General features: G+C 44.4%; 25 protein-coding genes. 10 read left to right on the top strand and 15 right to left on the bottom strand.

Features of this window, described 5'->3' with window-relative positions:
• The 3 genes from AB4371_RS03305 to AB4371_RS03295 form a co-directional block, all read right to left on the bottom strand.
• Positions 1–764 (bottom strand): site-specific integrase (locus AB4371_RS03305; protein ID WP_372148910.1); only part of this gene is annotated, 764 nt, incomplete at its 3' end.
• Positions 765–984: 220 nt separating this feature from the next.
• Positions 985–1,275, bottom strand: coding sequence for a type II toxin-antitoxin system RelE/ParE family toxin (locus AB4371_RS03300; protein WP_372148907.1), 291 nt, complete (start codon positions 1,273–1,275; stop codon positions 985–987).
• Positions 1,265–1,513 (bottom strand): type II toxin-antitoxin system Phd/YefM family antitoxin, encoded by a 249-nt coding sequence (locus tag AB4371_RS03295; RefSeq protein WP_004730320.1) that lies wholly within the window; start codon positions 1,511–1,513, stop codon positions 1,265–1,267. Before AB4371_RS03295 ends, AB4371_RS03300 begins: the two co-directional genes overlap by 11 nt.
• Before the next feature lie 204 nt (positions 1,514–1,717).
• Here AB4371_RS03295 and AB4371_RS03290 point away from each other — a divergent pair, with 204 nt between their 5' ends.
• A complete protein-coding gene (locus AB4371_RS03290) occupies positions 1,718–2,218 on the top strand; it encodes a hypothetical protein (RefSeq protein ID WP_104216111.1) in 501 nt (166 codons plus the stop codon).
• A gap of 61 nt (positions 2,219–2,279) precedes the next feature.
• On the opposite strand, the gene AB4371_RS03285 is transcribed toward AB4371_RS03290, so the two are convergent.
• Positions 2,280–2,678 carry a hypothetical protein gene (locus AB4371_RS03285; protein ID WP_136974402.1) on the bottom strand — a complete coding sequence of 133 codons (399 nt, stop codon included), beginning with the start codon at positions 2,676–2,678 and terminating at the stop codon, positions 2,280–2,282.
• 195 nt (positions 2,679–2,873) lie between these two features.
• On the opposite strand from AB4371_RS03285, the gene AB4371_RS03280 reads away from it, so the two are divergent.
• Positions 2,874–3,353, top strand: coding sequence for an Sbal_3080 family lipoprotein (locus AB4371_RS03280; RefSeq protein ID WP_017068825.1), 480 nt, complete (start codon positions 2,874–2,876; stop codon positions 3,351–3,353).
• Between the two features lie 165 nt (positions 3,354–3,518).
• Here AB4371_RS03280 and AB4371_RS03275 read toward each other — a convergent pair whose 3' ends face one another.
• Both AB4371_RS03275 and AB4371_RS03270 read right to left on the bottom strand, forming a co-directional pair.
• Positions 3,519–3,872 carry a membrane protein gene (locus AB4371_RS03275; protein WP_017068500.1) on the bottom strand — a complete coding sequence of 118 codons (354 nt, stop codon included), beginning with the start codon at positions 3,870–3,872 and terminating at the stop codon, positions 3,519–3,521.
• Positions 3,873–4,257: 385 nt separating this feature from the next.
• Complete coding sequence (locus tag AB4371_RS03270; RefSeq protein WP_372148903.1) at positions 4,258–5,835, bottom strand: EAL domain-containing protein; 1,578 nt, start codon at positions 5,833–5,835, stop codon at positions 4,258–4,260.
• 336 nt (positions 5,836–6,171) lie between these two features.
• On the opposite strand from AB4371_RS03270, the gene AB4371_RS03265 reads away from it, so the two are divergent.
• Together AB4371_RS03265 and AB4371_RS03260 are read left to right on the top strand one after the other, a co-directional pair.
• Complete coding sequence (locus AB4371_RS03265; RefSeq protein WP_017067713.1) at positions 6,172–6,582, top strand: lysozyme inhibitor LprI family protein; 411 nt, start codon at positions 6,172–6,174, stop codon at positions 6,580–6,582.
• 167 nt (positions 6,583–6,749) lie between these two features.
• Entirely contained in the window at positions 6,750–7,541 is a 792-nt protein-coding gene (locus AB4371_RS03260) for a carbon-nitrogen hydrolase family protein (protein ID WP_372148900.1), read from the top strand.
• Positions 7,542–7,643: 102 nt separating this feature from the next.
• Here the strand turns inward: AB4371_RS03260 and AB4371_RS03255 are convergent, their stop codons facing one another.
• From AB4371_RS03255 to AB4371_RS03220, 8 genes are all read right to left on the bottom strand, one after another.
• A complete protein-coding gene (locus tag AB4371_RS03255; protein WP_372133074.1) occupies positions 7,644–10,103 on the bottom strand; it encodes a CHASE3 domain-containing protein in 2,460 nt (819 codons plus the stop codon).
• A 219-nt stretch (positions 10,104–10,322) separates the two neighbouring features.
• Positions 10,323–11,324, bottom strand: coding sequence for a substrate-binding domain-containing protein (locus tag AB4371_RS03250; protein WP_081230698.1), 1,002 nt, complete (start codon positions 11,322–11,324; stop codon positions 10,323–10,325).
• Positions 11,325–11,476: 152 nt separating this feature from the next.
• Positions 11,477–12,421, bottom strand: coding sequence for a ribokinase (rbsK, locus tag AB4371_RS03245; protein ID WP_136982135.1), 945 nt, complete (start codon positions 12,419–12,421; stop codon positions 11,477–11,479).
• Between the two features lie 198 nt (positions 12,422–12,619).
• Complete coding sequence (gene rbsB, locus AB4371_RS03240; RefSeq protein WP_372129959.1) at positions 12,620–13,498, bottom strand: ribose ABC transporter substrate-binding protein RbsB; 879 nt, start codon at positions 13,496–13,498, stop codon at positions 12,620–12,622.
• Between the two features lie 149 nt (positions 13,499–13,647).
• Positions 13,648–14,634, bottom strand: a complete 987-nt coding sequence (rbsC, locus tag AB4371_RS03235; protein ID WP_017060855.1) for a ribose ABC transporter permease — start codon at positions 14,632–14,634, stop codon at positions 13,648–13,650.
• Positions 14,631–16,136, bottom strand: a complete 1,506-nt coding sequence (gene rbsA, locus AB4371_RS03230; protein WP_017060854.1) for a ribose ABC transporter ATP-binding protein RbsA — start codon at positions 16,134–16,136, stop codon at positions 14,631–14,633. The genes rbsC and rbsA overlap by 4 nt, the downstream gene beginning before the upstream one ends.
• A gap of 99 nt (positions 16,137–16,235) precedes the next feature.
• Positions 16,236–16,655, bottom strand: coding sequence for a D-ribose pyranase (gene rbsD / locus AB4371_RS03225; protein ID WP_017060853.1), 420 nt, complete (start codon positions 16,653–16,655; stop codon positions 16,236–16,238).
• A 200-nt stretch (positions 16,656–16,855) separates the two neighbouring features.
• A complete protein-coding gene (locus AB4371_RS03220; RefSeq protein WP_017060852.1) occupies positions 16,856–17,170 on the bottom strand; it encodes a winged helix-turn-helix domain-containing protein in 315 nt (104 codons plus the stop codon).
• A gap of 85 nt (positions 17,171–17,255) precedes the next feature.
• On the opposite strand from AB4371_RS03220, the gene AB4371_RS03215 reads away from it, so the two are divergent.
• On the top strand, positions 17,256–17,768 hold the full coding sequence (locus tag AB4371_RS03215) for an outer membrane beta-barrel protein (RefSeq protein WP_372126725.1): 513 nt from the start codon (positions 17,256–17,258) through the stop codon (positions 17,766–17,768).
• Between the two features lie 115 nt (positions 17,769–17,883).
• On the opposite strand, the gene AB4371_RS03210 is transcribed toward AB4371_RS03215, so the two are convergent.
• A complete protein-coding gene (locus tag AB4371_RS03210) occupies positions 17,884–18,927 on the bottom strand; it encodes an endonuclease/exonuclease/phosphatase family protein (RefSeq protein WP_372073216.1) in 1,044 nt (347 codons plus the stop codon).
• Between the two features lie 337 nt (positions 18,928–19,264).
• Between AB4371_RS03210 and AB4371_RS03205 the strand changes: the two genes are divergently transcribed.
• The 5 genes from AB4371_RS03205 to AB4371_RS03185 all read left to right on the top strand — a co-directional run bounded on the left by AB4371_RS03205 (position 19,265) and on the right by AB4371_RS03185 (position 25,601).
• Entirely contained in the window at positions 19,265–21,160 is a 1,896-nt protein-coding gene (locus tag AB4371_RS03205) for an extracellular solute-binding protein (RefSeq protein WP_017068488.1), read from the top strand.
• Between the two features lie 12 nt (positions 21,161–21,172).
• On the top strand, positions 21,173–22,261 hold the full coding sequence (locus AB4371_RS03200) for a microcin C ABC transporter permease YejB (RefSeq protein WP_004730359.1): 1,089 nt from the start codon (positions 21,173–21,175) through the stop codon (positions 22,259–22,261).
• 31 nt (positions 22,262–22,292) lie between these two features.
• Positions 22,293–23,315: an ABC transporter permease gene (locus tag AB4371_RS03195; protein ID WP_372148896.1), complete on the top strand. Its 1,023-nt coding sequence runs from the start codon at positions 22,293–22,295 to the stop codon at positions 23,313–23,315.
• A gap of 9 nt (positions 23,316–23,324) precedes the next feature.
• On the top strand, positions 23,325–24,947 hold the full coding sequence (yejF, locus tag AB4371_RS03190) for a microcin C ABC transporter ATP-binding protein YejF (protein ID WP_017060846.1): 1,623 nt from the start codon (positions 23,325–23,327) through the stop codon (positions 24,945–24,947).
• Positions 24,948–25,064: 117 nt separating this feature from the next.
• Entirely contained in the window at positions 25,065–25,601 is a 537-nt protein-coding gene (locus AB4371_RS03185) for an RNA-binding S4 domain-containing protein (protein WP_017064730.1), read from the top strand.
• Positions 25,602–25,642 lie beyond the last annotated feature (41 nt).

Raw genomic sequence — 25,642 nt, 5'->3', positions numbered from 1 at the left:
AGCAGTGATTGCAGTGAACGCAGGTCGACTCCTTGCTCAAGTAAGTGCGTTGCGAAGCAATGTCTGAGTGAATGAGGACTCGCATGCTTTTTGATACCACACTCTTTAAGTACAAGTTTCATCGTCTTTTGAATTCCGCCACGATCCATGGGGGTGTCGTGACATGTACCAAGTCCAGGAAATAAGTAGCAAGGATGCTTATGGGTAAGCCAGTGCGTGCGGAGTGCCTTAAGCGTTCGCTGCGGAAGCGGCACCATTCGGTCTTTTCCGCCTTTTCCTTCCCGTATGTGAACGCGCATTGTTTGGCTGTCGATATCATGAACCGTAAGATTTAATCCCTCACTGAGTCGTAACCCCATGCTGTACAGAGTAAGAAAAAACACCTGATAACGTGCTTGTCGAGTGTGAGTAATCAGCGAGCTGACTTGCTGTGGTGTCAGTATGTCGGGCAGTCGTTTTACTTGTGGCGGCTTGACGATATTGAGCCACTCCCACTGTTTATCGAGCGTGTAGCGATAGAAAAACTGCAAGCCATTACGATCGAGTTTTATGGTGCTCCACGAGTGGGTTTGAATAAAAGACGCGAAGAACTGTTTGAGGTCAGAGGTCGTTAATGTATCAGGGGCTCGGTCGAAATGAGCGGTGATCCGACGAACCGCACGGGAATAGGCATCAATGGTCGCGGGTCGTTTACCTTGCAGCTTTAGGTTGGTAAGGTGTTGTTCATAAAGGGTGTTGTAACGTTTTAAGTCATCGGGTTTCATGGGGTTACTCCTGTGAACGACCATCAGGGTGATGGTGTTACAAGAGTATGGTTTGCACTCGTTTTACTCTGCCGCGTAGCGGCTTCGTTCAACAAGGCGTTTAAGACGGATTCACAACGCTTGGCGATCTCAGTTCAAGTTGAGTTTAGTGTCTAGGGTACAACGGTTTAGGTTTGGTGGTTAGCGTTGTTCACCACTTAACACAGCGTTGATACCGCAATCAATCATCTAACCTTTTCATAGCTTTACGGTAAACATCGCTACGTTCGCGTTTTCCGACTGCTAAGACGGTTACAATGATGACATCGTCTTCAACTTTGTAGACGAGACGGTAGCCCGATTGGCGCAGCTTAATCTTATACATGTTGTCAGCTCCAGAGAGTTTTGAATCCGGAACATGCGGGTTATCTAAACGCTCGATTAGCTTTTTCTTAAATTGTTGTTGAAGCGTTGAGCCAAGCTTTTTCCACTCTTTGAGTGCACTCTTTTTAAAGTCGAGTTTATAGGTCATCAATATTTACCGAAATACTCTCTTCAGATTCACGCTCTTTCGCAATAGTTAGTAGTTCAAGATCTTCGAGTCTGTCCATCATCATTTCGTACGCTTCGGCTGGTACGCAATAAAATGCTGGCTCATTTCGGTTCAGTACAGCAACAGGTTCACCGTAAGCACTAGTTGCAACTTTCATAGGGTTAGCTTTCAACTCAGTAATGCTTGCAGCAACATCGGCTAAAATTCTAGTGGTCATTTAATAGGTCTCTTAAGTGGTCTTTATTTTGGTCATTTTAGCCTCAATCAAGCGGTATAACAAGTTGCTTAAGAGTGATTCGCAACACGTGGCATTTTTACTATGCGTTGGTTTATGTGTTTAAGGTATTATGCGGACGCTAAGGTATTGGGTTGCTTATACCTTAACGCGGCGTTTGCCTAATCCAATAGTAAGTGAGTCTATATGACAGATAACATTTGGGAAGACAGAGAAACACCAAATCTTGAGCACATTCTCGAATTGTTCAACAACACTGAGTTGGGTGCATATCTAACAGGTCATTTATTGCTTGAGTCAGTATTAGTTCAATTAATAGAGTTGAAGCTTGATGATAGTGAGAAGATAAACCCATTTAACATGAGTTTTCCTAATAAGGTTAAGTTAGCGCTTAATCGCGGTTTAATTTGGCAATCAATGGCTGATTTTTTGATCGAAATGAATCGTATCAGAAACAGGTTAGCACATCGTTTAGGTGAGCCCATTACTTTTGATTTAGTCTTTGGTTTAGCCAAGGTTGCTCACTTGGGCGGCGTTGATTTTTCTGATGACACCATACATTCTGATTATCAGTTGTCTCAACAGTGGTATGGAATTCAAGGAATCATCCAAGAAATATTCCAAAATGCCGCACAAGACCTTTCATTTATAATAGAAGAGCATGGTGGGGAATTTCAGTTTGCTTAGGCTAACAAACGTTTAAGAATCAACCCAACCAAAGAGGGCGCCAATAACGGCGCCCTTTGTATTAGTTGGCAACGCTGTAAGTGTCGTAGTCGCGCAGTAAGAAGAGTGCGACACAGGCTGCGAGCATTGGCCAAGAGGCGAAGAATAGAAGGTTATTGAACGGGTCCATGTATTTTCCAAAAGAGGCGAAAGTTGAGCCTGCATGCAAGACCAAAATGGCTCCGTAGGTGTACTTTTTCCACATGCCTACAACGAATGCGCCTAAAAATCCGAGCTGCGCGACACCCAGAGCCATCATCGCATTGTTCGAGATGTCGATGCCGTAAAAGCCAGACAGTACTTTTGTCGCGTGCTCAGGGACAAGGATCTTATCCAAGCCCCAGAATAAGAAGACGATAAAAATGCCGATTCTCAGCAGTAGTAGGCTAGTCGCCAGTTTGGTTTGAAGTGTCTTTTCCATGATATCCCTTGTGATGCATTCAATGATGCGATGATTTAAATGTTCATCAAAGGAGACCCATAGCCTTCGCATTTTCTTTCGTTGTTTTTTAGTGCCTTATGTAACAAGGAATGTCTGATTAACCTTTGCTTATATAATATGTCATTTTTTTGATGTGGTATCATTCACGCAGTTAACTGTTAATGGATATATAACGTGAAAAAATACCTACTATTATCGCTTTCGGTTTTAATTTTGGCTGGTTGTGGAGCCCCTCGTTACACTGGGAGCGCGATTCCAGAACCTACGACTGAAGTTGATGTTGTTATCGTTAAAGACGCTGAAACACGTGAAGGGTTTTTAAATACTATGGAAACGTGGCTGCAAGATAACGATTATACCTACACCGTCGTACCTGATAAGTCGAAGCACGATCTTGATAAGCTGACATTGGAGTATGAAGGCCATTGGAGCTGGGACTTAGCGTTGTTCTTAAAGCAAGCGGAGATCAATGCTTATCAGAACGGACAAAGAGTAGGTGAAGTAGAATTTAAAGTCCCATACACGGCTAACCCAAACAAATTTGGTAATGCAGCTAAGCGTATTGGTTTTATGATGGATACGGTATTTGGTAAGAAAACTGCTGAAGAAGCAACGAAAGCAGCTAATTCATCAGATTCAAAAGCGACGAACTAGTCTAATTAGTTTACTAACTTATACCTTTGTTCGCTTTCTATTTTTCTTTAAGCTCTGCTCGAATAGACGAATAGACGAATAGACGAATAGACGAATAGACGAATAGACGAATAGACGAAGATGTGAAGCCGTCGCTTTAAAGCTGCGGCTTCGCATCTTTTCATATTAATTAAAACTCTTGTCTGAAGTAATTTTTGCTAAACCAGCAATCAACTTCCAAAGCGTGTAGATCGCGGCAACAAGAAGAACAACATAGCCAATAACAAAAACGGCTGTTAGAGCGCCAATGATAGTAAGCACAATCGAAACAAAGAATGTTTTGGTGATGTTGTCGTAGTGATCCGCAAAGACAGTCCCTTGAGCATCGGACTTTTTAACGATGCCCCAAATACCACCTGCAAGAAAACTAATACCAGTAAAGAAGCCTAATAGCATTAACGCATACGCGATGATGGCATGAGTTTTTGCATTTTTGTCCTTCTCTGAGAGCCCCGTATTAATTACTTCAGTATTTTCCATGTGATTGATTCCTAGGTTAATTTAATCACGCACATGATACGGTATTATCTTGTTGATGGTCACGAATTAGTTGCTTGTTGCATATGTTACATGCTGCGTTGTGATGTGTTTGGTATTGTGTGTAGAGTGTATGTCTCACTGGGTCTTTGTTGATAAAAAAGACATTAACGAAAAGATTGATTGGAACAAAAATCACGCTGATAGCATGCTAGCGATTACGAGTAGTCATAAAACCAACCAAAACACGCGTCGATAATTTAAGTCACAAATATGGTAAAAGCCTGCCTGGGTGTAAGAGTGGGGAAACGTACCGTAAGCTAAAGTGACGCGTTGTACTAAGCATTATTCTGAACTGTATCTTCAGCGCTTATCCCATCGAACCTGTTTAAAGCTGCTCACATTTTGGTGTTGAAAAGGATGATTCCTCAACGTTATCGGACTCAAAATGCTGCTGCCTGAGTAAGCTGATAGTCAGGTTTATTGGCATCGGCTTATAAAAATAGAAGCCTTGGATATAGTCGACACCTAGCTTAGATAAGATTTTCACCTGTGACTCATACTCGACACCTTCGACGATGACTTGCATGCCTAAGGTACGTGATAGTTGAAGCATGGATTCTAGCAAAGGGAGACCAAAGCTGGATTCGTCGGATATGTTTTTCACGAACACGCGATCAATTTTGAGAATGCTGAACGGGAACTGTCTTACGAAATCTAACCCTGCGTAGCCTGTACCAAAATCATCAATCGCGACTCTTACGCCCATGTTCGATAGTTTGGTTAGGTTGTCTCTAATTTTGACCATGTCGGCATCAGAACATTCACCATCTTCGGTTACTTCAAATACCACCTGCTTGAGAATCTCAGGGTGTCTTTTAAAGATACTGATTACCTTGTTAGAGAAGTTACTGTTGGACACAACGTTGCGGCTGATGTTGACGCTGATGTATTTTGATTCGAACACGTCTTGATTGCTTTTCAACGTCATTAATACTTTGCGCAGCACGAAGTAGGTGAGCTCCTCAATCAAGCCTAAGCTTTCAGCAAGCGGGATGAAAATAGCTGGGGAGACGTTACCTTCAATTGGGTCGTTCCATCGTAATAGTGATTCACAGCCGACGATCTCGTTGGTGTTTTGGTTAACGATAGGCTGCATGTGAACATGAAGGTGTTGGTTTTTTAGCGCACTTGAAAGCGAATATTCTAAGCTGCGTTGGCTCAGCTTTTTATGCTTGATGGAAAGGAGAATAATGGTGGTGATTCCGGCCATCAAAAAGCCAAACCATAAATAGCTCAACATGAAGTGAAGATAAAACTGATACCCAATGTATGAGGTGATGGTCAACGGGTAGGTGTTTGATTGTATCCGCACCTTGGCGATTGATGAGTCAATATCGGTAGGGTGGATATCTCTTTTGATCACTTCAACTTTAGCCTGTATTCCATGGTTGCTCAGGTTTGTTTCAACAAGGTCATAGATGAAGTGTGGCGGAATCATTAGGCTCACTCCGGCATCTTCTTTGTTCGAGAAAATGAGCATGATGGACTGAACTTGCGTGATGGCTGAGTTGGAATACGACAGGGTCGTTAATTTCGGGTCGTCGTTGAGTCGCTGCCTGATGGTGCTGTATAGGCGAAATGAAACGTCACCATCGGTGGTTGAACAGTAAAATCGGTTCTGTTTATTGAATACCGCTGCTTCTTTTACCCAATCGGCTTCAAAAACGTTTTGTCGAAGCTGTCTAACGATCGCGTCGCAAGATTGTTCAGGTCTAACTTCAGATAAAAAACGGTCGAACCTTGATTGGATCCCTTCTAACCTGGTTTCGACTAACCTTGATGTGTCTTCGGTTAATGTTTGGTAGTGATACGGTGTAAAAGGAATGAGCATTGCCATGGAAAAAAAGAAAGAGATGGCAAAGTAAAATGAAGTCTTGGCAATGTTTTGGTACTTGATATCCATAGTTGGAGAAGCGTTACCGATTTATGTGAGCATTCAATTTAATTTATAAAGTTAACGTTTAGGTGGCAATATAAATAATTAATATTGTGAATGTAGGTACGAATTATTGATATAAATAATATGTTTTCTAGTTTTACCAGCAAAATCTGAGCGTTATCTCATTTATTTGAGTTGGCGAGGCGTCATTTTTGATGATTTATGCGGATAACAAATGCTTATATCCTGATAAATTTTATTGTTATTTGCTCTGGCTGAATGAGCTAAATATTGAGCCACGTTTAAATAAATAAAGTCACGACACGATTCGTTTTGGTGGTGGCAGCATAAAGGATGATTATGACAAAACTGATATCGGCACTCATAGCGGTGTGCTTCTCATTCTCTGCGTTGGCCTACGAAGGTGTTGTTGATTGCGAGAATGCGATGAATACCATCGAGATCAATCACTGTGCGGCAATTGAGTTGGAATCTGCACAAGCGGAACTGGATAAATACCTTGCAGCCAGCTTTGAGCACAATGCTTATGATGCTGAGCTGGTGGCGTCAATTAAGAAGGCTCAGGAGAGCTGGCAGGCGTACATGACAGCACATTGTGATTCTGTGTACACCCAATGGCGTGAAGGTTCTATTCGAGGGGTTATGGCGCTTTCCTGCAAGATGACGTTAACCAAGCAGCGCACGCATGAGGTGTGGGTGAATTTCTTAACCTATATGGACAGCACGCCTCCCGTTTTACCAGAGCCTTAATTAGCGCCGTAGGCAGGTTTAAAATACGTACAGGACTGTGCACCTGCTTCAACCTTTGGCGGGCGAATAAGAAAGCGATAGGGGATTGGCCTACTCTGTCGTTCTTAGTTCTTAGTCTCCAGCTTGAAGCATTACAGCTTTAAGTATTACCTAGTAAGGAATCGATTTTGAATAATGTCAGTATCACGCTTATTCAGCTTGAAGTTGAATACAAAAACAAACAAAAGAATATAGATTCGGTCTCTGATCTTTTGCAAGCGGAGCCGTCAGTTGGCGATATTACTTTACTGCCTGAACTGTTCACTACTGGGTATATTTTTAATGAGGCTGAAGAAATTCATGAATTGGCTGAAGACTTCGCCGACAGCAGTACTATTGATTCATTAACGCAGCTTGCAGCGAGGCATCACACCTTGATTGTTGCAGGCATTGCCGAGAAAGATAGCGACCAATATTACAACAGTGTGGTGGTTGTGGATGCTTCTGGTTTACGACACAAATACAGAAAAATCAGTCAAACTAAATTCGATAAGCAGTATTTCTCGAGAGGGGACGAGCGCCTCACGTTTGAGCACAAAGGCTTAAAGTTTGGTGTCGCGATTTGCTTTGATATTTGGTTCCCGGAGATCATGAGAACCTATCAGTCGGTCGACGTTATTCTTCACCCTGCCAACTTCGGTGGGCATCATAGTTTTGCCATTGCTCAAGCGAGAGCCTTGGAGGAAGGGTGTCACATGGTTACTTGTAATCGCCTCGGGCAAGATGTGGTTAATGCGTTTACCGCGACTTATTGTGGTGGAAGCCGAGCCTACTCACCCAAAGGGGAGTTAGTGACTAAACTTAACGACAAGCAATCGGTAGAAACCGTGAGTATTCAAGATCTCTCGATTGCGCCGCAATACAATGGCGTTGATGTTGAAGATGAGATGCAGCAAATCACCGATCTGTTAAACCGCTAAACCGATAGACCGTTAAATCGCTAGAACAGAGACTAGCGCGGTATAAGATCGAAAAACGCAAGGTGATTAAGCCTTGCGTTTTAGCTTGGGAGCGAAGCGTTCTTAAGCTTGATCGTTCATTTGATTCAGATGCTCGACTGAATGGGCGTTTTTCATCCGCTGAGCTTGATGGATATTGACCATAAGGCGATTGAGCAGCTTTTGCAGTCGTTCAATATCCGGCAATTGTTGATTTTTGGCTTCGACTTCTAGTTCCAATGCCTGCTTAGAAAGCATGTTAAGGCCTAAGTTTAGTGACATGCCTTTAATGGAGTGCAGGGTGCGACAAAGTGGCTCCAACTCCTTCGCTAAATAGTATTCGATGACACGGTCAACCGACTGTTCGAACTCAATAATGGTTGAGTCGATGAGTAAGCTGAACCCTTCCGTGTCGTCTTTCAGTATGTGTATCACTTCTGAGTGGCTGATCTCTTCTTCCGTTAACCTCAGCGTTTCAATAGGCTTACGATGAAGCTCGACAATATTTTCATTCTCACTCGAACCTTCGGCTGCGGTTTGTTTCGGTAATCGACTTGAGAACTGTTGTAGGGCGTCGAAGAAACTCTCTTGCTGCAGAGGCTTGGTCAGAATATGGTCGACACCGGCTTGAATGAAGTTGTCATGCGCCTCACGGAATACATCGGCCGTATAAGCGAATATCAAGGTATCGAGTTTCAGCTTTTCGCGGATGTAATTTGTTGTCTCGACCCCGTTCATTTCAGGCATATGATTGTCCATCAAGATAAGGTCATATTGAGTGGTTTTGAGGCGTTCAATTGCTAGTTTTCCGTTCTCTGCATGATCGACATGATGGCCGAGCTTTTCACAAAAGCCCTGTGCAACAATGGCATTAATACGGTTATCTTCCACCAACAGGATACTTAACGAGTCATAACTGAGAGTTTCTGCATCGACTGTATGGGTTGCGATGTCTTTCGCTTTGCTTTCTTGCCATGTGATAGGCAGAGAGACTTGGAATTTTGTGCCAAGCCCAACAGCACTGGTTAATGTGATTTCTCCATTCATGAGGTTGACTAGGTTCTTGACGATTGCGAGGCCAAGCCCTGTTCCGCCAAACTTCCTTGTTGTGGAAGTGTCTGCTTGTTCGAACGAATTGAATACCTGTTCGTGCTTATCTTTCGGGATACCAACTCCGGTGTCTGTCACGGTCAGAATCAGTTGATTGTTGGGGCGATTGAGGTCAGCTTGAATGGACACATGACCCTCTTTGGTGAATTTGGTCGCATTGCCGCCCAAGTTGAACATGATTTGACGTAGCCTTGCACAGTCTCCGACGAGTTGGATGTTTTTCGGTATGTTATTTTCGATCAACAGGCGAATGCCTTTTTCATCGGCTAAGGGTTTTAGAGCGCTGCATACAGGCTGCATGACTTGAACAAAATTAAAGGGTGCCACATCTAGCTCAAGCTTGTTTTCTTCGACTTTTGAGAAGTCGAGAACGTCGTTGAGTATTGTCATCAAGTGGTGACCAGAATCGAGAATGATGTTGATGTTCTCTTTTGTTTCGGGTTCTTGGGTCTGGCTTGCAATGATTTGAGATATTCCAAGAACGCCGTTCATTGGCGTTCTGATCTCGTGGCTCATGGTAGACAGAAAATCGCCCTTAGCTTTTACTGCGGCTTCAGCTTTGGTTCGTTCGGCGATTAGCTCCCGAGTTTTCGCTCTCATTTCACTGTCATTACTGATCAAATTGTCTGTCATTTTTTGAAAGCTTTGTTTGAGATGAGCGATTTCGTCTTGGGTGTTTATATTCGAACTCAATTCCAGAGTTGCAGCACCTTGATCCAAATGGCCAGCGGCAACTTGGTTAGTGGCCTCAAGTAGGGTGTGTAATCTTCGATTAATACGCTTTGACGCCCACGCAGCAACAAGGAGTGATATGAACACGGAAAACAGTGTTCCGAGGATTAATATGTAGCTGGTTTGATTGGCTGAGTTCTCCGATTTTTCGACCCTGGTAATAATAAGTTGTTGTTCAATTTCAATGAATTGAGCAATCTCTTGGCGAATCTCATCAATCAATTTTTTTCCGGTTTGCTGCTGAGTGAGGTCGATGACACTTTGTATTTCAGCTTCGCCTTTATTGACAAGGCTGCGTTGATTGATCTCTTTCTCTCCAGACTGTTTCAGCCATGTTTTATGAATATCATCGATTCTATATAGGCGTTCTACTTGAGGTGGGTTATCACTCACTTGATTCGCAAGGGTTTGGAGTTTTTGAGGCCATACATCAAGAGCTAAATGGTAGGGTTCTAAAAAAACAGGATCACCCGTGATCAAGTAACCACGTTCAGCCGTTTCTATGTCGACTGTTAAGCTGAGAAGTTCTTGAGCCCGAGCGATGGCTTTATGTGTGTGTACAACCCAATTATTGTCTTTTACAACCGTTCGGGTGTTTTCATGGACAGAAAAAGCCACGATAAGCATCAAAGCGATAGGAATCAAAAAGCTGACTAATAGCTTTTTCTGTAGGGATATATTGTCAAACCAACCCGCGATCATACAACTACGCTCTCCATGCCGTTGTTATTTAATATTAGTGTAGATGAATTAGTCGTTAATTGCGTGAATAGTTGCTGAGTGCGCAAATGCATATTTTAGCGTGTAAGTTTTGAATATTAACGGCATTTTAGGGGCGAGTAAGTGGCGTTATTATGTTCCAAAGACAAAAAAGCTAGCTCAATAAGCTAGCTTTCAATGGTGTGATGAGTGTGGTGAGTACTAAATCGCTTTTACACTGCTTCGTTCAACAAGAGTAGGTTCAAGTTCAACGACTTGCGGATAAGCATCTGGAGTTTGTAATCTGCTTAGTAAGGTATCGACTGCGGCTTTACCTAAACGATGTTTTGGCTGGTGGACAGTGCTTAACGCGGGGGTCATGTACTTCGACAGGTGGATGTCATCGTAGCCAATGATAGACAGATCATTCGGAATCGATGTGCCATCTTGCGCCGCAGCGTGAATCACGCCCATCGCCATCATATCGTTACTGACGAACAAGGCAGACGGCATTTCGCCACGAGTTTTCAATGTCTGATAAGAGTCAAAACCACCGTCACATTCAAAGTTGGATTCAACAATCCACTTAGGGTTGATCTCTAAATTGGCTTCTTCCATTGCTTGCTTGAAGCCTTGATAACGAGACGAAGCTTGATTGCGGTGCAGTGGCCCTGTGATACAACCAATTTGAGAATGGCCGTTATCAATCAGGTGCTTAGTTGCCATGTAGCCACCTTGGTGCGAGTTATCTTGGATCTTATCGCTCGCAAACAGCATAGGGCCCCAGTCCATTACCACAACAGGCAGTTCTGGGTAGCGATCAAATACATCGATATGTTCGCCTTCAAGGGTAGAACACATCAGCATCAAGCCATCGACACGCTTTTGCAGCAAGGTATCGATAGAGGATTTCATGCGTTCGCTGTCACCTTCGGTGTTACACAAGATAAGGTTGTAGCCTTTTTCGTAGCAACGACGTTCAACACCTTTCACCACTTCGCCAAAGAATGGATTGGTGGATGTGGTCACTAGCATTCCCAAGGTTTTGGTTTGCTTCATTTTCAAGCTGCGAGCCAATGCAGAAGGCGCATAGTTGAGTTCTTTAGCCGCACTGTTAACACGCTCAGCAATCTCTTCACTGACAAAGCGTGATTTGTTGATCACGTGGCTCACGGTAGAAGTCGAAACCTTTGCGAGCCGTGCGATGTCTTTCATTGTTGCCATAAAAAATCCTTGTGGGAATAACCTTCCACGTTGGGCGATATTCTGCCTGAAAACAGGGGCTTATGCTTGTTATTTGTTGTTACCGAATTTGAAGGCTAACATCCGTTAACTACGGTTTAGCTCAGGAGTTAACCCTTCAAATAGGTATCAAGCTAAGCAGGCAGTTGCTCTGCCAAAAACGCATCGGTTTCAGCACGGGTTGGAATCGACGTTTGAGCGCCAAAGCGGGTCACAGAGATAGCAGCAGCAGCGTGGGCAAATTTAATCGCACGCTCTAGTGGCATATCTTCAAGCAAGCCTGTCACCAACGCGCCGTTAAAGGTATCACCTGCGGCAGTTGTATCTGTTGCTTCAACACGGAAACCTGCGATTAATTCACCTTCGCTGGCTTCATTTCCTTGACCGCGATGACTCACCCACACGCCTTTCGCGCCTAGCGTGATCATTACCGTTTCGATGCCTTTAGCATGGAGAGCCAACGCAGCCTGATGAGCAGTTGCGTTGTCTGTCACGGTAATGCCTGTCAGTACTTCAGCTTCGGTTTCGTTTGGTGTAATCACGTCAACACAAGCAAGCAGCGAATCCGACAATGGACGAGCAGGGGCAGGGTTTAGAATGACTTGCGTGCCACTCTCTTTTGCTACTTTCGCAGCGTATTCAATGCCTTCAATTGGCGTTTCAAGCTGAGTCAGCAGGTATTTAGCGCCGCGAATCTTTTCTAAGTGCGGCTCGATTTGATCGCAAGTCAGCTTGTCGTTGGCTTCCGCAGAAAGACAAATACTGTTTTCGCCTGTTGCGGATACTTGGATCATCGCGATGCCAGTAGGCGTGCTGTCTGCAACGATCACACCGTCGATGTTTATACCATCTTTAGCAAAATCTTGACGAATATTGATGCCAAATGGGTCGTCACCAACACAGGCGATGAAGCCGATATCTGCGTTTAATCTTGCTGCCGCTACGGCTTGGTTTGCGCCTTTGCCGCCAGGAATGACCTGATAGTTACCGCCAATCAAGGTTTCACCCGGACGAGGGAACGAAGGAACTTGTAGTACGTGGTCAGCGTTAACGCTACCTAAAACAATCAGTTGAGTCATGATACGAGCCTTATGATATATCGTATTTGAAAATGCATGGGTCTTTCTCATGATGTTAATTGTTCGCCTTGTTAGCGGCTTATGAGAAACAGCGATGCACTGTCGGGTTTTGCTTTTTGTTTTGAGTCAGTGAGCTAATGAGCTAAGCAAAGCAGGGGATAGGGGACCCCTGCTTTATATCGCGTTACTTAGTAACGATTACTTAGCGATGATTTTTAGAGGTACTGGTACGTACTCGTCTACAGTTTCGCCTTTCAGTACTTTGTCTGCCATTTCGATACCTAGAGAACCGATTAGGTCAGGCTGTTGTGCAACCGTTGCGCCAAGTAGGCCACGGTTAACAGCAGCGATGCCGTCGTCTGTGCCATCAAAGCCAACGATCATCACTTCTTTGCCTGAAGCTTGAACTGCGCGAAGTGCACCTAGTGCCATTTCATCGTTCTGAGCGAATACTGCTTGTACATCTGGGTTAGCAGCAAGTAAGTTTTCCATTACGTTCAGACCTTTAGTACGGTCGAAATCAGCAGGTTGGCTTGCAAGAAGTTCAAGGTCGCTGCCGTTTACTGCGTTCATGAAGCCTTCACCACGTTCACGAGCAGCAGAAGTACCAGCGATACCTTCAAGTTGGATTACTTTCGCTTTTTCGCCCACTTTTTCCATAATGAAGTGACCCGCCATTTCACCACCGATTACGTTATCAGAAGCGATGTGGCTCACTACGTCACCACGGCTTGCACCACGGTCTAGCGTTAGTACAGGGATGTTTGAACGGTTAGCAATGCGAATAGCGTTAGATACAGCGTCTGAATCCGTTGGGTTAATCAGGATTGCTTTAACACCACGAATGGTTAGATCTTCAATGTTCGAAAGCTCTTTGCTTGGGTCGTTTTGAGAATCAAGAACGATAAGCTTGTAGCCTAGCTCTTCCGCTTTCGCTTCTGCGCCATCTTTCATGGTTACGAAGAATGGGTTGTTCAATGTAGACAGAACGATTGCCATTGTATCTTGCGCCTGTGCAGACACAGATACCGTTGTAGAAAGAAGAGCAGCAGAAATAAGAGTCGCTAATTTTTTCATGGTGTAAGTCCTTTGTGTAGGGTGAGCTAGGAGGTGAGTCCTAGCTCGTAGTTACATTATTTATAGATTCTAATATTTTAAGGTAAAACAAACTGTTACTTTTATTAAACTAGAGTGTTACTTGTATTAACCTAGAGTGTGAATAGGTTTTATTTGTTTTTGTTGTCGACCAATACTGCCAGAAGAATAACCACTGCTTTTGCAATCATCTGGTAGTAAGAAGATACGTCTAGTAGGTTTAGGGCGTTGTTTAGGAAGCCGATAATCAGTGCACCAATCAATGTGCCCATGATACGACCACGACCGCCAGCTAAGCTTGTGCCGCCAAGAACCACGGCTGCGATAGCGTCTAGCTCATAACCCATACCTGCGGTTGGTTGAGCTGATGACAAACGCGATGCCACGATGATGCCTGCCACTGCAGCTAGCAGACCACAGATTGCGTAAACACCGATTTTTACTTTGTCTACGTCGATGCCTGATAGGCGAGTTGCTGATTCGTTGCCACCCAGTGCGTAAACGTAGCGACCAAAGCGTGTGTGGTTAAGTAGGTACCATACTGCTGCGAATACCACGACCATGATCCATACTGGAACCGGTACACCCATTGCGTAGCCAGTACCGAACCAAGCGAATGCGTCTGCTGTGTCTGTGAAGCCTGTTGAAATAGGACGACCATCTGTGTAAACCATGGTTACGCCGCGAAGTAGTGTCATGGTGACAAGCGTTGCGATGAAGGCTTGAACCTTACCCTTAGCGATAATCACACCACTAATCGCACCTAATGCTGCACCTGCTACAAGAGCGGTTGGTACTGCGATCATCACAGGGATTTCCATGCCAATCATGCTGGCTGCGAACGCACCACAAAGCGCCAGTACAGAACCAACACTCAAGTCGATACCCGCGGTTAAGATAACCAGCGTCATACCTACAGCGATAATTGCGTTAACCGAGGTTTGGCGCAGAATGTTTAGGATGTTGTCGACAGTAAAGAAGTTCGGGTTTAAGAAAGAAACGACAACAATCAGGAAGAGCAAAGCAATCAATGACTTTTGATCAATCAGCCACTCTTTGCTGATTAACGGTTTTTTCTTTGGAGCTTCAGTTGTTTTGCTCATGGTTTTAGTACTCATGCTGCGTCCTCGTTGATCTTTTTACCGACCGCACACGCCAGTAATAATTCTTGGTTTGCTTCTTTAGCATCAAATTCACCGCTTACACGGCCTTCATGCATCACCATGATGCGGTCACTCATTCCTAACACTTCTGGCATTTCAGATGAGACTAAAATGATGCTCATGCCGTCGGCTTTAAATTTATTAATGAGTTGGTAAATCTCTTTCTTAGCACCGACATCGACACCGCGCGTTGGCTCGTCGAGAATCAGTACTTTTGGTTTGGTCATCAAGCCCTTAGCGATAGCCACTTTCTGTTGGTTACCACCAGAAAGGTTGCCAATAATCTGTTCGCGCGTCGGGGTTTTGATGTTGAATAGCTTGATGAAGTCATCTACTGCAATCACTTCGTCTTTATGTTGGATTTGACCGCTCTTTGTTAGTAGGTCAAGTGAACATAACGACATGTTTTCTTTAACAGAAAGCCCTAGAACTAAGCCATCGCCTTTACGGTCTTCAGAGATGTAAGCAATGCCATTGGCCAAGCCGTCTTTCGGGCTTACAGGGTTGATGGTTTTATTTTCTAGGTTGATGACGCCGCGTTCACTTGGAAGGGCACCGTAAATCACTTTCATCAGTTCAGTTCGGCCAGCACCCATTAGGCCAGATACACCCAGGATTTCACCGCGTTTTAGCGTAAAGCTCACATCGTGAACACCAGAACCCGTCAGGCCAATCACTTCAAGACAAGTTTCACCATGGCTCTGGCCGATACGTGGATATTGTTCGTCTAACTTACGACCAACCATCATTTCGATTAGGCCATCTTCGTCGGTGTCTTTTACTTCACACTGACCAATGAACTTACCGTCACGCAGCACGGTGATGTCATCACAAATCTCGAAGATCTCTTTCAAACGGTGAGAGATGTAAACAATGCCACAGCCTTCATCGCGCAATTCGTTAATCACCTTAAACAGAGATTCAGTTTCGGTATCGGTTAGCGCATCGGTTGGTTCATCCATGATGATGACTTTAGATTCAAACGATAGGGCTTTCGCAATCTCTACCATTTGCTGCTCACCAAGGCTCAACTGACCTAGAGGCGTTTTCGAGCTGTGTTTCACGTTAAGGCGTTTAAGTAGCTTGTCTGCTTCTTGGTACATCTCGTTCCACAAGATACGACCCATGGTGCCAGTGATTTCACGACCTAAGAAGATGTTCTCGGCGATGGTCAACTCAGGAATTAGATTCAGTTCTTGGTGAATTATGCTAATGCCTGCTTGTTGAGAATCACGTGGCCCTTTAAATGCAGCAGGTTTTCCTTGGTAGGCGATAGTGCCGCCGTCCAAGTGATAAATACCTGTCAGCACTTTCATGAGCGTTGATTTACCTGCACCGTTTTCACCCATTAACGCCATTACGCGTCCTGGATAAACGTTGAGGCTTGCCTTATCCAGTGCTTTAACACCAGGGAAGGCTTTCTCAATTGAGTTAAGTTCTAAAATGGCTTGAGTCATGTCGGTTCCTTTACTCGGGGCCAGTTGTATTTGATTATTCTGTCTATGTATTGTTTTGGTTCAGTGATGTCACTGAGCTGTCGTTGCGTTTTGCTTGAGCTAAAAGGTTACGCCAGCTTGGAAAATAACATTTGCGTATGGTGTGCATTCACCGGTGCGAATCACTGCACGGCTTTCATGCGTTCGCTGTTTGAATTCTTCATGAGTGATGTAAGTAATAGAAAGCGATTTGCCACAACGTGCTTCTTCTGTCTTGATTAAATCAATCAGCGCTGCGTGGTGCTCTGGGCTTACTTTCGCAAACTCTTCTGCAATCACAACGCCTTCGATTTGAGATTCATCCAGCATGGTTTTTACCGTTTGCTGAAAGCTTGGGACACCGTGAGTCAAAGCAAGATCAATACGAGTTACGTGGTCTGGAATTGGTAAGCCCGCGTCACAAATCGTGATTTCATCTGTGTGGCCAAGAGTCGCCACTAGGTAAGAGAGTTCAGAGTTTATTAGAGTACTTTTTTTCATATCACGACCTATCGAAAAATAACGCTTGATGGGTTGAGAACAACTCAAGAAAAGCCATCGAAACGTTTCGATAGTGATAATAGTGTCTGATTTATCATTTGCACGTTTGATTGTTTTAGAGTGTGATAATGATCATCGAAACGTTTCGATGGGGCGTTTTTTGGTGATCTTAGTCACCGCCATTGATTGCATAAATCCTTTTACGTGGGTTCAATCGATAGCGCATATCCGAACTTACTAATGGTAATGATCTGGACGTTGGATGCTCTTAATCGCGCGAACACATTGCGTAGGTTATAGACTACGTTTGCAAGAACATGTGGTGACGAGAGTTGTCCGTCCCAACACACATCAACAATATGCTCTCTTGAAATCGGTCTTCCCACATTTTCCAATAACAAGCAGAGCACTGCTAATAGGCGAGGGCGCAAAGTGATTTTGTTTCCTTGCTGGTTGGTAATCGTTCGAGCGTCGATATCAATGATTAAGCCGTTGAAGTCTATTGTGTGGTTCATCGTGTTTTCTGTTCGTCTTATTCTAAATTGTGGAGATTGAGCAAATTGGCCTGCTGTTGGAGCGGGTAATTATTTAAGTGTGCTAATGGTCGAAGTGGGCGGGTTAACTGACACGATCAAAGAACCTATTACTTTTAAAGCCGAAGACAATACTTACCGATTAATTGCTGGTTACAAATTTAACCGCATTGTTTCGGTTGAAGCTCAATACACAGATTTTGGTGATATAGCCCTGAAAACGAAATCTGGTAATAAGGTTTTCACTTGGACACCTCAAATCTTTTCGGTAACGGCGAACCTCGGTTACACGTTTGATAATGGCATTCGTCCATTTGGCACTATCGGTCTGTCGACTATTGATCTAGACATGAAGCTTGCTGATGGCTCTCGCCCGTCAGGAGATGGTTTTGATGATTCGGGAGATGGCATCCGTATGGGTGTTGGTGTTGAATACACGCCACCTACAATGTCTTCGTTGAGCTTTCGCTTAGCATACGAAGCCGATGCTTTTGATATCGAAGATTACGAAAACGGACACAAGACAGAAGATACTGTTGTTCTGGACTCTTTCTACTTAGGCGCAATGTACACATTCTAAGTTTCACACTTTGCTAAACGGTAAATCGGTTTCTAAATGGGGCGTCGGTTGGCTCAACCCGTTTAACTAAAGTGGAAGGCCGCAGTTTTTGACTGCGGCTTTTTTATGTTTAACTCTAGGCTTCACGAATATGAGCGGTGACAGACACGATGGCATGGTCGGTACTGAATTGGTCGTGTTCAAAACTAGGATTAATCAGGTGATGGTCTAACACTGTGTAGCTAGAGATCTCCATTAAGCTTGAAGAGTTCTGACAATCAAACTCGTTCGACATCAAAATGTAGTCCAGTACAGATCCAGAAGCGCCGTAGTAATGGGTTGGCTTTCGCTGTTCAAGCAAGTCTTCTTCATGCAGTTGATGGTAAAGATCCCAGCTGTCTTTCAAGCGAAAGTGGGATAGCCAATGCTTGCTGTTTTCGTCTCGGTTGATTGAGTAATTCAACAGCCCTTTAAACTCATCATTAAACAGTGGCTTATTAAAGTCACCCATCAGCACAACAGGTTGCTCGGTTTGGTAGCGTTGGTTGGTGATGTATTGATGCAGCATCTGAGCTTCTAGACCGCGTTGGACACTTGATAGCCAAGAGCCAAGCTGTTCTTGGTGAAAACGAGTGAGCGTGTCACTTTGTGGTTTTGCACCTTGCTGAGTGTTGTCCGCATCGACAGATTCTGCTTTTGGCTCTGTCGGACGTTGTGATTTGAAGTGCACCACATAACAGTCGGTTGAACCTAAATGGGGTAACGTAATCGTCGCGTGAACAGGCGTTCTATTGAATGAGAATTTGTCGTCAAGGTTGAATGCTTTCAGTAACTTCGAATCTGGCGTAACAGGCTGCACGTTTTCAATCGGGTAACGGGAAGCGATCCCAACGACTGGTGAGGTGTATAGGTAATCATCTTCAACGTTGGCGCTATCGACCACTGCAAAGTATGGATAACCTAGCTCGTTCATCAATAGCTCTAAAGATTGCGGGCTAAATATCTCTTGGAAGCCAATCACATCGCAATCTAATGAGCGAATCGCTTCAGCCATCCAATGTTGCTTCTTCTGCCATTCTTCGAAGCTGTAGATGTTCTCAAAATCATAATAAGCATTCGGTGGCTCGAGATAGTTCAGAAGGTTGAACGTTGCGAATGTTATTTGGTTTGGTTTGTTCAAAGTGTCATTCCATTTAGACCTAGGCAGCAAGGATACTCCAGTAAAAGTATAGTTTGTTGATTATTTAGAACCTAAACTTCAATTTAGAAGCGAATCAAAGGAAATCTAAGCTGTGGAGGCTTGTGTCATTCAGGCTAAGCAATCAAAGCTCACTGCATCCAATAACTTCGAGTGGTGACGAGTAATTTGTAAATAAACCGTCAGAGATAGAGTGCTGATGGTTTTATTAGTTATTACATGATGTTAGATTTGAACCTATACTTGATTTAACGGCATGCATTCAAAGCCGATAAATCAACTTGAATATAGAATTCATGACATTTGAAGGGAGAGTCAAATGGGAACAGTTTTTCGACGCAAAGCCTCGCAACGCACTCAGTTTTTCAGGTTTAATTTGAAGTCATGTGCAATCATGTTGCCGCTTATTGCTTTACAACCCTCCGTTACTTACGCTTCTGAAACCCAATCAACTCCTGCTGTCACCGTTATTGAAACCACACAACTGGTTGGTTTTGGTGAAGCAAAATATCCAGCCGATTTCACTCACTTCGATTACGTTAATCCTGATGCGCCAAAGCAGGGCAAAGTGACCTATGGCAGCATAGGTACGTACGATAGCTTTAATCGATTCGGTTCCCGCGGCGTTGCTGCAAGTTATACCGGAGAGATTTACGATACCTTGATGTTTTCTCCGAGTGACGAGATTGATGCGTACTATCCATTGATCGCTTCAAAGGTTCGCTACTCCAGTGATTTCACTTGGATGGAAATCGACATCAACCCAAATGCTAAATTCCAAGATGGCGAGCCTATCACTGCGCATGATGTTGCCTTTACTTTTGACAAGTTCTCAACCGAGGGCGTGCCTCAGTATCGTGTGTATTACAAAGAGATTAAGTCAGTAAAAGCGGTCTCTGATTTGGTTGTTCGTATTGAAATGAACAGTCCAAACCGCGAAAAACTGTTTAGCTTCGCGCAAAGCACTCGTGTATTGCCGAAACATTTCTGGAAAGACAGAAAGCTGTCTGAGCCTCTAAGTGAGCCACCAGTCGGTAGTGGTCCTTATAAGATCATCAGCTACAAATCAGGCCAAAGTGTTACCTATGGTCTAGATGAAAACTACTGGGCAGCAGACCTACCAGTTAACGTTGGCCGCAATAACTTCAAGCAGGTGCAATACGATTACTACCGTGACGACACGGTAATGTTGGAAGCGTTCAAAGCAGGGGAGTTCGATCTTCGAACCGAGAATTCGGCTAAGTTCTGGGCTAACTCTTATACGGGCGCGAACTTCGATAAAGGCTACATCATTAAAGAAGAGATCAACCACGAGAAGCCTGAAACGACTCAAGGTTTCGTCTTCAACATTCAATCACCTGTGTTCTCGGATCCTAAAGTGCGTGAAGCGTTAACCTATGCGATGGACTTTGAGTGGATGAACAAGAACATGTTCTATGGTCAGTACAAGCGTACTCGTAGCTACTTCCAAAATACCGACTACGAAGCGAAAGGCTTACCAAGCGAAGCTGAAGTCGAGTTGTTGTCTCAATACAAAGATCAGATTCCACCGCGAGTTTTCACCGAAGAATTCCAACCACCCGTCACCGATGGTAGCGGTCGTATTCGTAGCCAAATGCGTACCGCTTTCAAATTGTTGAAAGAAGCGGGTTGGGTGCTGAAAGACAAAGTCATGACCAACGAAAAGACTGGCAAGCCGATGTCATTTGAGTTGTTGATTTACAGCCCAACCACGGAACGTATCGCAACGCCGGTTCAAAAGAACCTTAAGCGCATGGGTATTGAGATGAAGATCCGTACCATCGATACCACTCAATACATCAAGCGCTTGCGTGATCGTGATTTCGACATGGTTTCGTCGTCATTTTCCGCAAACCCTTATCCTAGCCCGAACTTAATGATCGTTTGGAACTCTAACTACATTGATTCTACTTACAATACTGCAGGTGTTATCGATCCAGTGGTTGACGCGTTAACAGAAGAAATTGCGCGTAACCAACAGCACCCTGAAAAGCTTCTTACACTAGGTCGTTCACTAGACCGAGTATTGCAGTGGAATTTCTACAACATCCCGCAATGGCACGTTGGCGAGTATCGCGTAGCAATGTGGGACAAGTTTGAGCGTCCAGATGTATTGCCTAAATACGATTTAGGTATCGATACATGGTGGATTTCAGAAGAGAAGGCGGCTTTGCTTCCTGAAAAACGTCGCTAGGAGTTAGTTAGCATGGCCGCGTATATATTTCGACGTTTATTGTTGGTGATCCCCACGCTGTGGGCGATCATCACCATCAACTTTTTCATCATCCAGATAGCGCCTGGAGGCCCGGTAGAGCAAGCTGTTGCTCAATTAGAAGGGCATAACTCTGGCATTATGGAGCGTTTTTCTGGTGGTGGACAAGAAGTTGATTTGAGCGAAAGTGACCAAGCATCTGCGAGTGGCTATAAAGGCTCACGCGGGCTTGATCCTGAAGTAGTTGAAGAGATCAAAAAGCAGTTTGGGTTTGATAAACCGATTCACGTTCGCTACTTCGATATGTTGAAAAACTACGCGACCTTTAACTTTGGTGAAAGCCTGTTTAAGGGTGGTAACGTGATTGATTTAATCATCGAGCGTTTACCTGTCTCCATTTCCTTAGGGTTGTGGAGTACGTTAATCATCTATGTGATTTCGATACCTTTAGGCATCATGAAGGCGATACATCACGGCTCTCGCTTTGATATTTGGTCGAGCGCGGTGGTGATTGTCGGCTACGCGGTGCCGGGCTTCTTGTTTGCGATTATTCTGATTATCTTGTTTGCAAGCGGTAACTACTTCAGTTGGTTCCCATTGCGAGGGCTTGTGTCGAGTAACTTCGACCAGCTCAACTGGTATCAGCAAATTGGCGACTACTTCTGGCACTTGGCGTTGCCCATTTTCGCCATGGTTATCGGTGGATTCGCCACGCTCAGCATGCTGACCAAAAACTCCTTCCTTGATGAAATCAATAAGCAATATGTAGTGACTGCGAGAGCGAAAGGCTTGGACGAGAGCAGCATTCTTTACAAGCACGTTTTCCGTAATGCCATGTTGATCATTATTGCCGGTTTCCCGAGCGCATTTATTAGTATTTTCTTCACGGGTTCTATGTTGATTGAAGTGATGTTTTCACTCGAAGGCATCGGTCTGCTTGGCTTTGAGTCGACCATTCAGCGAGATTACCCGGTGGTGTTCAGCTCTCTCTATATCATGACCTTGCTCGGCTTGGTGCTGAGCATTATCTCCGACCTGACGTATACCTGGGTTGATCCTCGAATTGATTTTGAAGCGCGTTAATGGCGAATGAATAAAAAGGTATTGATAATAAATGTTTAACAACCCTTTAGCTGAAGCTCGTTGGTTACGTTTTAAAGCAAACAAGCGTGGTTTTATCTCCCTGTGGATATTTACCATTCTGTTTGGATTGAGCCTGTTCGCTGAGATCATTGCTAACGATAAGCCACTCTTGGTTTCTTATGATAATCAGTGGTTTGTACCCGTCATTAATGAGTATGCAGAGACCGAATTTGGCGGCGAGTTTGAAACCGAAGCGGATTACAAAGACCCGTATGTTATCGAACTCATTGAAGACAGCGGTTACATCGTGTGGCCAATCATTCCGTTTAGCTACGACACGATAAACTTTGATATTTCAGGCGCGGTGCCGTCGGAGCCTGATTCAGTGAACTGGCTAGGAACCGATGATAAAGGGCGAGATGTATTGGCGAGAATTATTTACGGCTTTCGTATCTCGGTACTCTTTGGTTTTGTTCTGACGATTGTTTCAAGTGTAATTGGTGTGGTCGTTGGTGCTACACAAGGTTATTACGGCGGTTGGGTTGACCTGTTTGGGCAACGTTTCATCGAGGTGTGGTCCGGAATGCCGACCTTGTTCTTGCTGATTATTTTGTCGAGTTTTATTGAGCCGAATTTCTGGTGGTTGCTCGGGATTATGGTGCTGTTTAGTTGGATGAGTTTAGTCGGCATCGTGCGAGCGGAATTTTTACGCTGCCGAAACTTCGATTATGTGCGAGCCGCGCAAGCCATGGGTGTTGATGACAAACGTATTATGCTTCGTCACATGTTACCTAACGCGATGGTTGCATCGTTAACCATGATGCCGTTTATTCTTTCAGGCTCGGTGACCACACTGACTTCGTTAGACTTCTTGGGCTTTGGTCTTCCTGCGGGTTCGCCTTCGTTAGGCGAGTTGTTGGCGCAAGGTAAAGCTAACTTACAAGCGCCTTGGCTTGGCATTTCTGCCTTCGTCGTGCTTTCACTGATGCTTACGTTACTGGTCTTCGTTGGTGAAGCGGTGCGTGATGCTTTCGACCCGCATCAACAGAAGTAAGGATAGGTTATGACTTCAAATACAACGCCTGCTTCTCCGGTTTTGACCATAGATAAACTGTCTGTCGGTTTCGGGCGAAAAAACTCGATAGAGCAAGTGACACAAGATGTCTCTTTAGAAATATACAAAGGTGAGACATTAGCGCTGGTGGGTGAGAGTGGTTCCGGAAAATCGGTCACGGCTAACTCGATTTTAAAGCTGTTACCAAAAGGCTCGTCTCATTACTTAAACGGTAAGATCAATTTCTCTGGCACCGATATTCTGAGTTGTTCTGAAAGACAGCTACGTGGGATTCGTGGTGGTCGCATCGGCATGATCTTTCAAGAGCCCATGGTGTCGCTGAATCCGCTTCATAGAGTCGGAAAACAGCTTGTTGAAACCCTCGCGATTCACCGAGGTATGAGAACCAACAAAGCGCAAGCCTTAGCGATAGAGTGGCTATCCAAGGTGGGGATTCGTTACCCAGAACAAAAGATATCAGCCTATCCGCACGAGCTATCTGGTGGAGAACGCCAACGCGTGATGATCGCAATGGCATTGATCAACGAACCTGAGCTGCTTATCGCTGATGAACCGACAACCGCATTGGATGTATCGGTACAAGCGCAGATCCTCGACCTTCTAAAAGACCTGCAACAAGAGCTCGGTATGGCGATGCTTTTTATCACTCATGACTTAAGTATCGTTCGTAAGATTGCCGACAGAGTAGCAGTAATGAAAGATGGTCGCTTGGTCGAAAGTAACGACTGTCATACCCTGTTTAACGCGCCTGCTCACCCTTACACTCAAAAACTTATTAACTCTGATCCGAAAGGTTTGCCCGTTCCTGTGTCACCCGAAAGCAAACCGCTACTCGATGTAAATCAACTTCGTGTTTGGTTCCCGATCACGGGCGGTTTATTCAAGCGCACCATTTCTCATGTTAAAGCTGTGACCGACATGGAGTTCACTTTGAAGAAAGGGCACTCAATCGGTTTGGTTGGCGAAAGTGGTTCTGGTAAATCGACGACCGGTATGGCGATACTTAAGCTGGTAGATAGTGAAGGGTCAATCACCTACTCGAGTGAACAGCTTCAAGGTTTAGATCGAAAACAGATGCTTCCGTTTAGAAGCCGTATGCAAGTAGTCTTTCAAGACCCGTTTTCTGCGCTAAACCCGAGAATGTCGGTCGCTCAGGTGATTGGCGAAGGTTTGTTAGTGCATCAACAATTGGATGAGCACGAACTCGACCAACGCATCTGTGACGTAATGAAAGAGGTTGACCTCGATCCTGAAACGCGTCACCGTTACCCAAATGAGTTTTCTGGCGGTCAAAGGCAGCGTATTGCGATTGCTCGTGCTTTGATTTTAAAGCCAGAGTTTATCCTGCTCGATGAACCAACATCGTCATTGGACAGAACCGTTCAAGCTCAAGTATTGGATTTGCTGAAGTCACTTCAAGAAAAGTATGGCCTGACCTATTTGTTTATCAGTCATGATCTGAATGTCGTGAAATCCTTGTGTCATTACACCATCGTCATGAAAGCTGGCGAGGTAATAGAGAAGGGCGACACTGAGACTTTGTTTGGTAATCCGCAGCATGAATATACTAAGCAGTTGGTGAGTCTTTCGAATGTTGGTGGTGTTTTATAACGCAGAGGGTTTGTTTAAAACAAATGGGCTCTGGTTGAATTCAACATGGTCATTTCGTTGTTTTAAGATTACACTGCGCCCAATATTTCAGAAGTACATACTTAGGTAGAGGTCACCATGGACCAAGAACATTACGAAGACGCTGATTACGAAGGCCAAGAGCTGGGCGAAGAAGGCGAAGAGATTGAAATTGAAGCAATTGGTATTGATGTTTCATCACAGCCAATCGAGCTCTACAAAGTGTTTAAAATTGCTAACCTAGTGAGTGGTGGCGGTGAAGCTAAACACATCATCTCTGAAGGCTACGTAGCGGTAAATGGTGAGCTAGAAACCCGTAAGCGTCGTAAAATGTACGATGGCGACTTCTTTGAATTCAACCAAGAATACTATGTAGTGGTGTGTGATCAGCCAGTACAAGAAGAATCAGAAAAGCCGAAAAAGAAAGAAACGCCTAAAAAAGAGAACAAGGCGAAGAAAGGTCAGTCTAAAAAGGATTCTAAGAAGAAGGAATCTAAGAAAAGCAAAGCAGAAATGCTAAGCGCAAAGGCTGAACCAAAGAAAGAGAAAAAAGAGAAGAAACCGAAAAAGAAAGCGGATACGCCAAAGCCAACACGTGATGACAAAAGCGGCCGTAATTCGATTGAGTTCTTTTAAACTACAGTTCTAAACGACTGCTCTAAACTGCTTTTCTAAAA

This window comes from Vibrio sp. 10N.261.51.A3 (assembly GCF_041471965.1).
GTDB lineage: Bacteria > Pseudomonadota > Gammaproteobacteria > Enterobacterales > Vibrionaceae > Vibrio > Vibrio crassostreae_C.
This window is presented reverse-complemented; position numbering and strand designations above follow the sequence as displayed.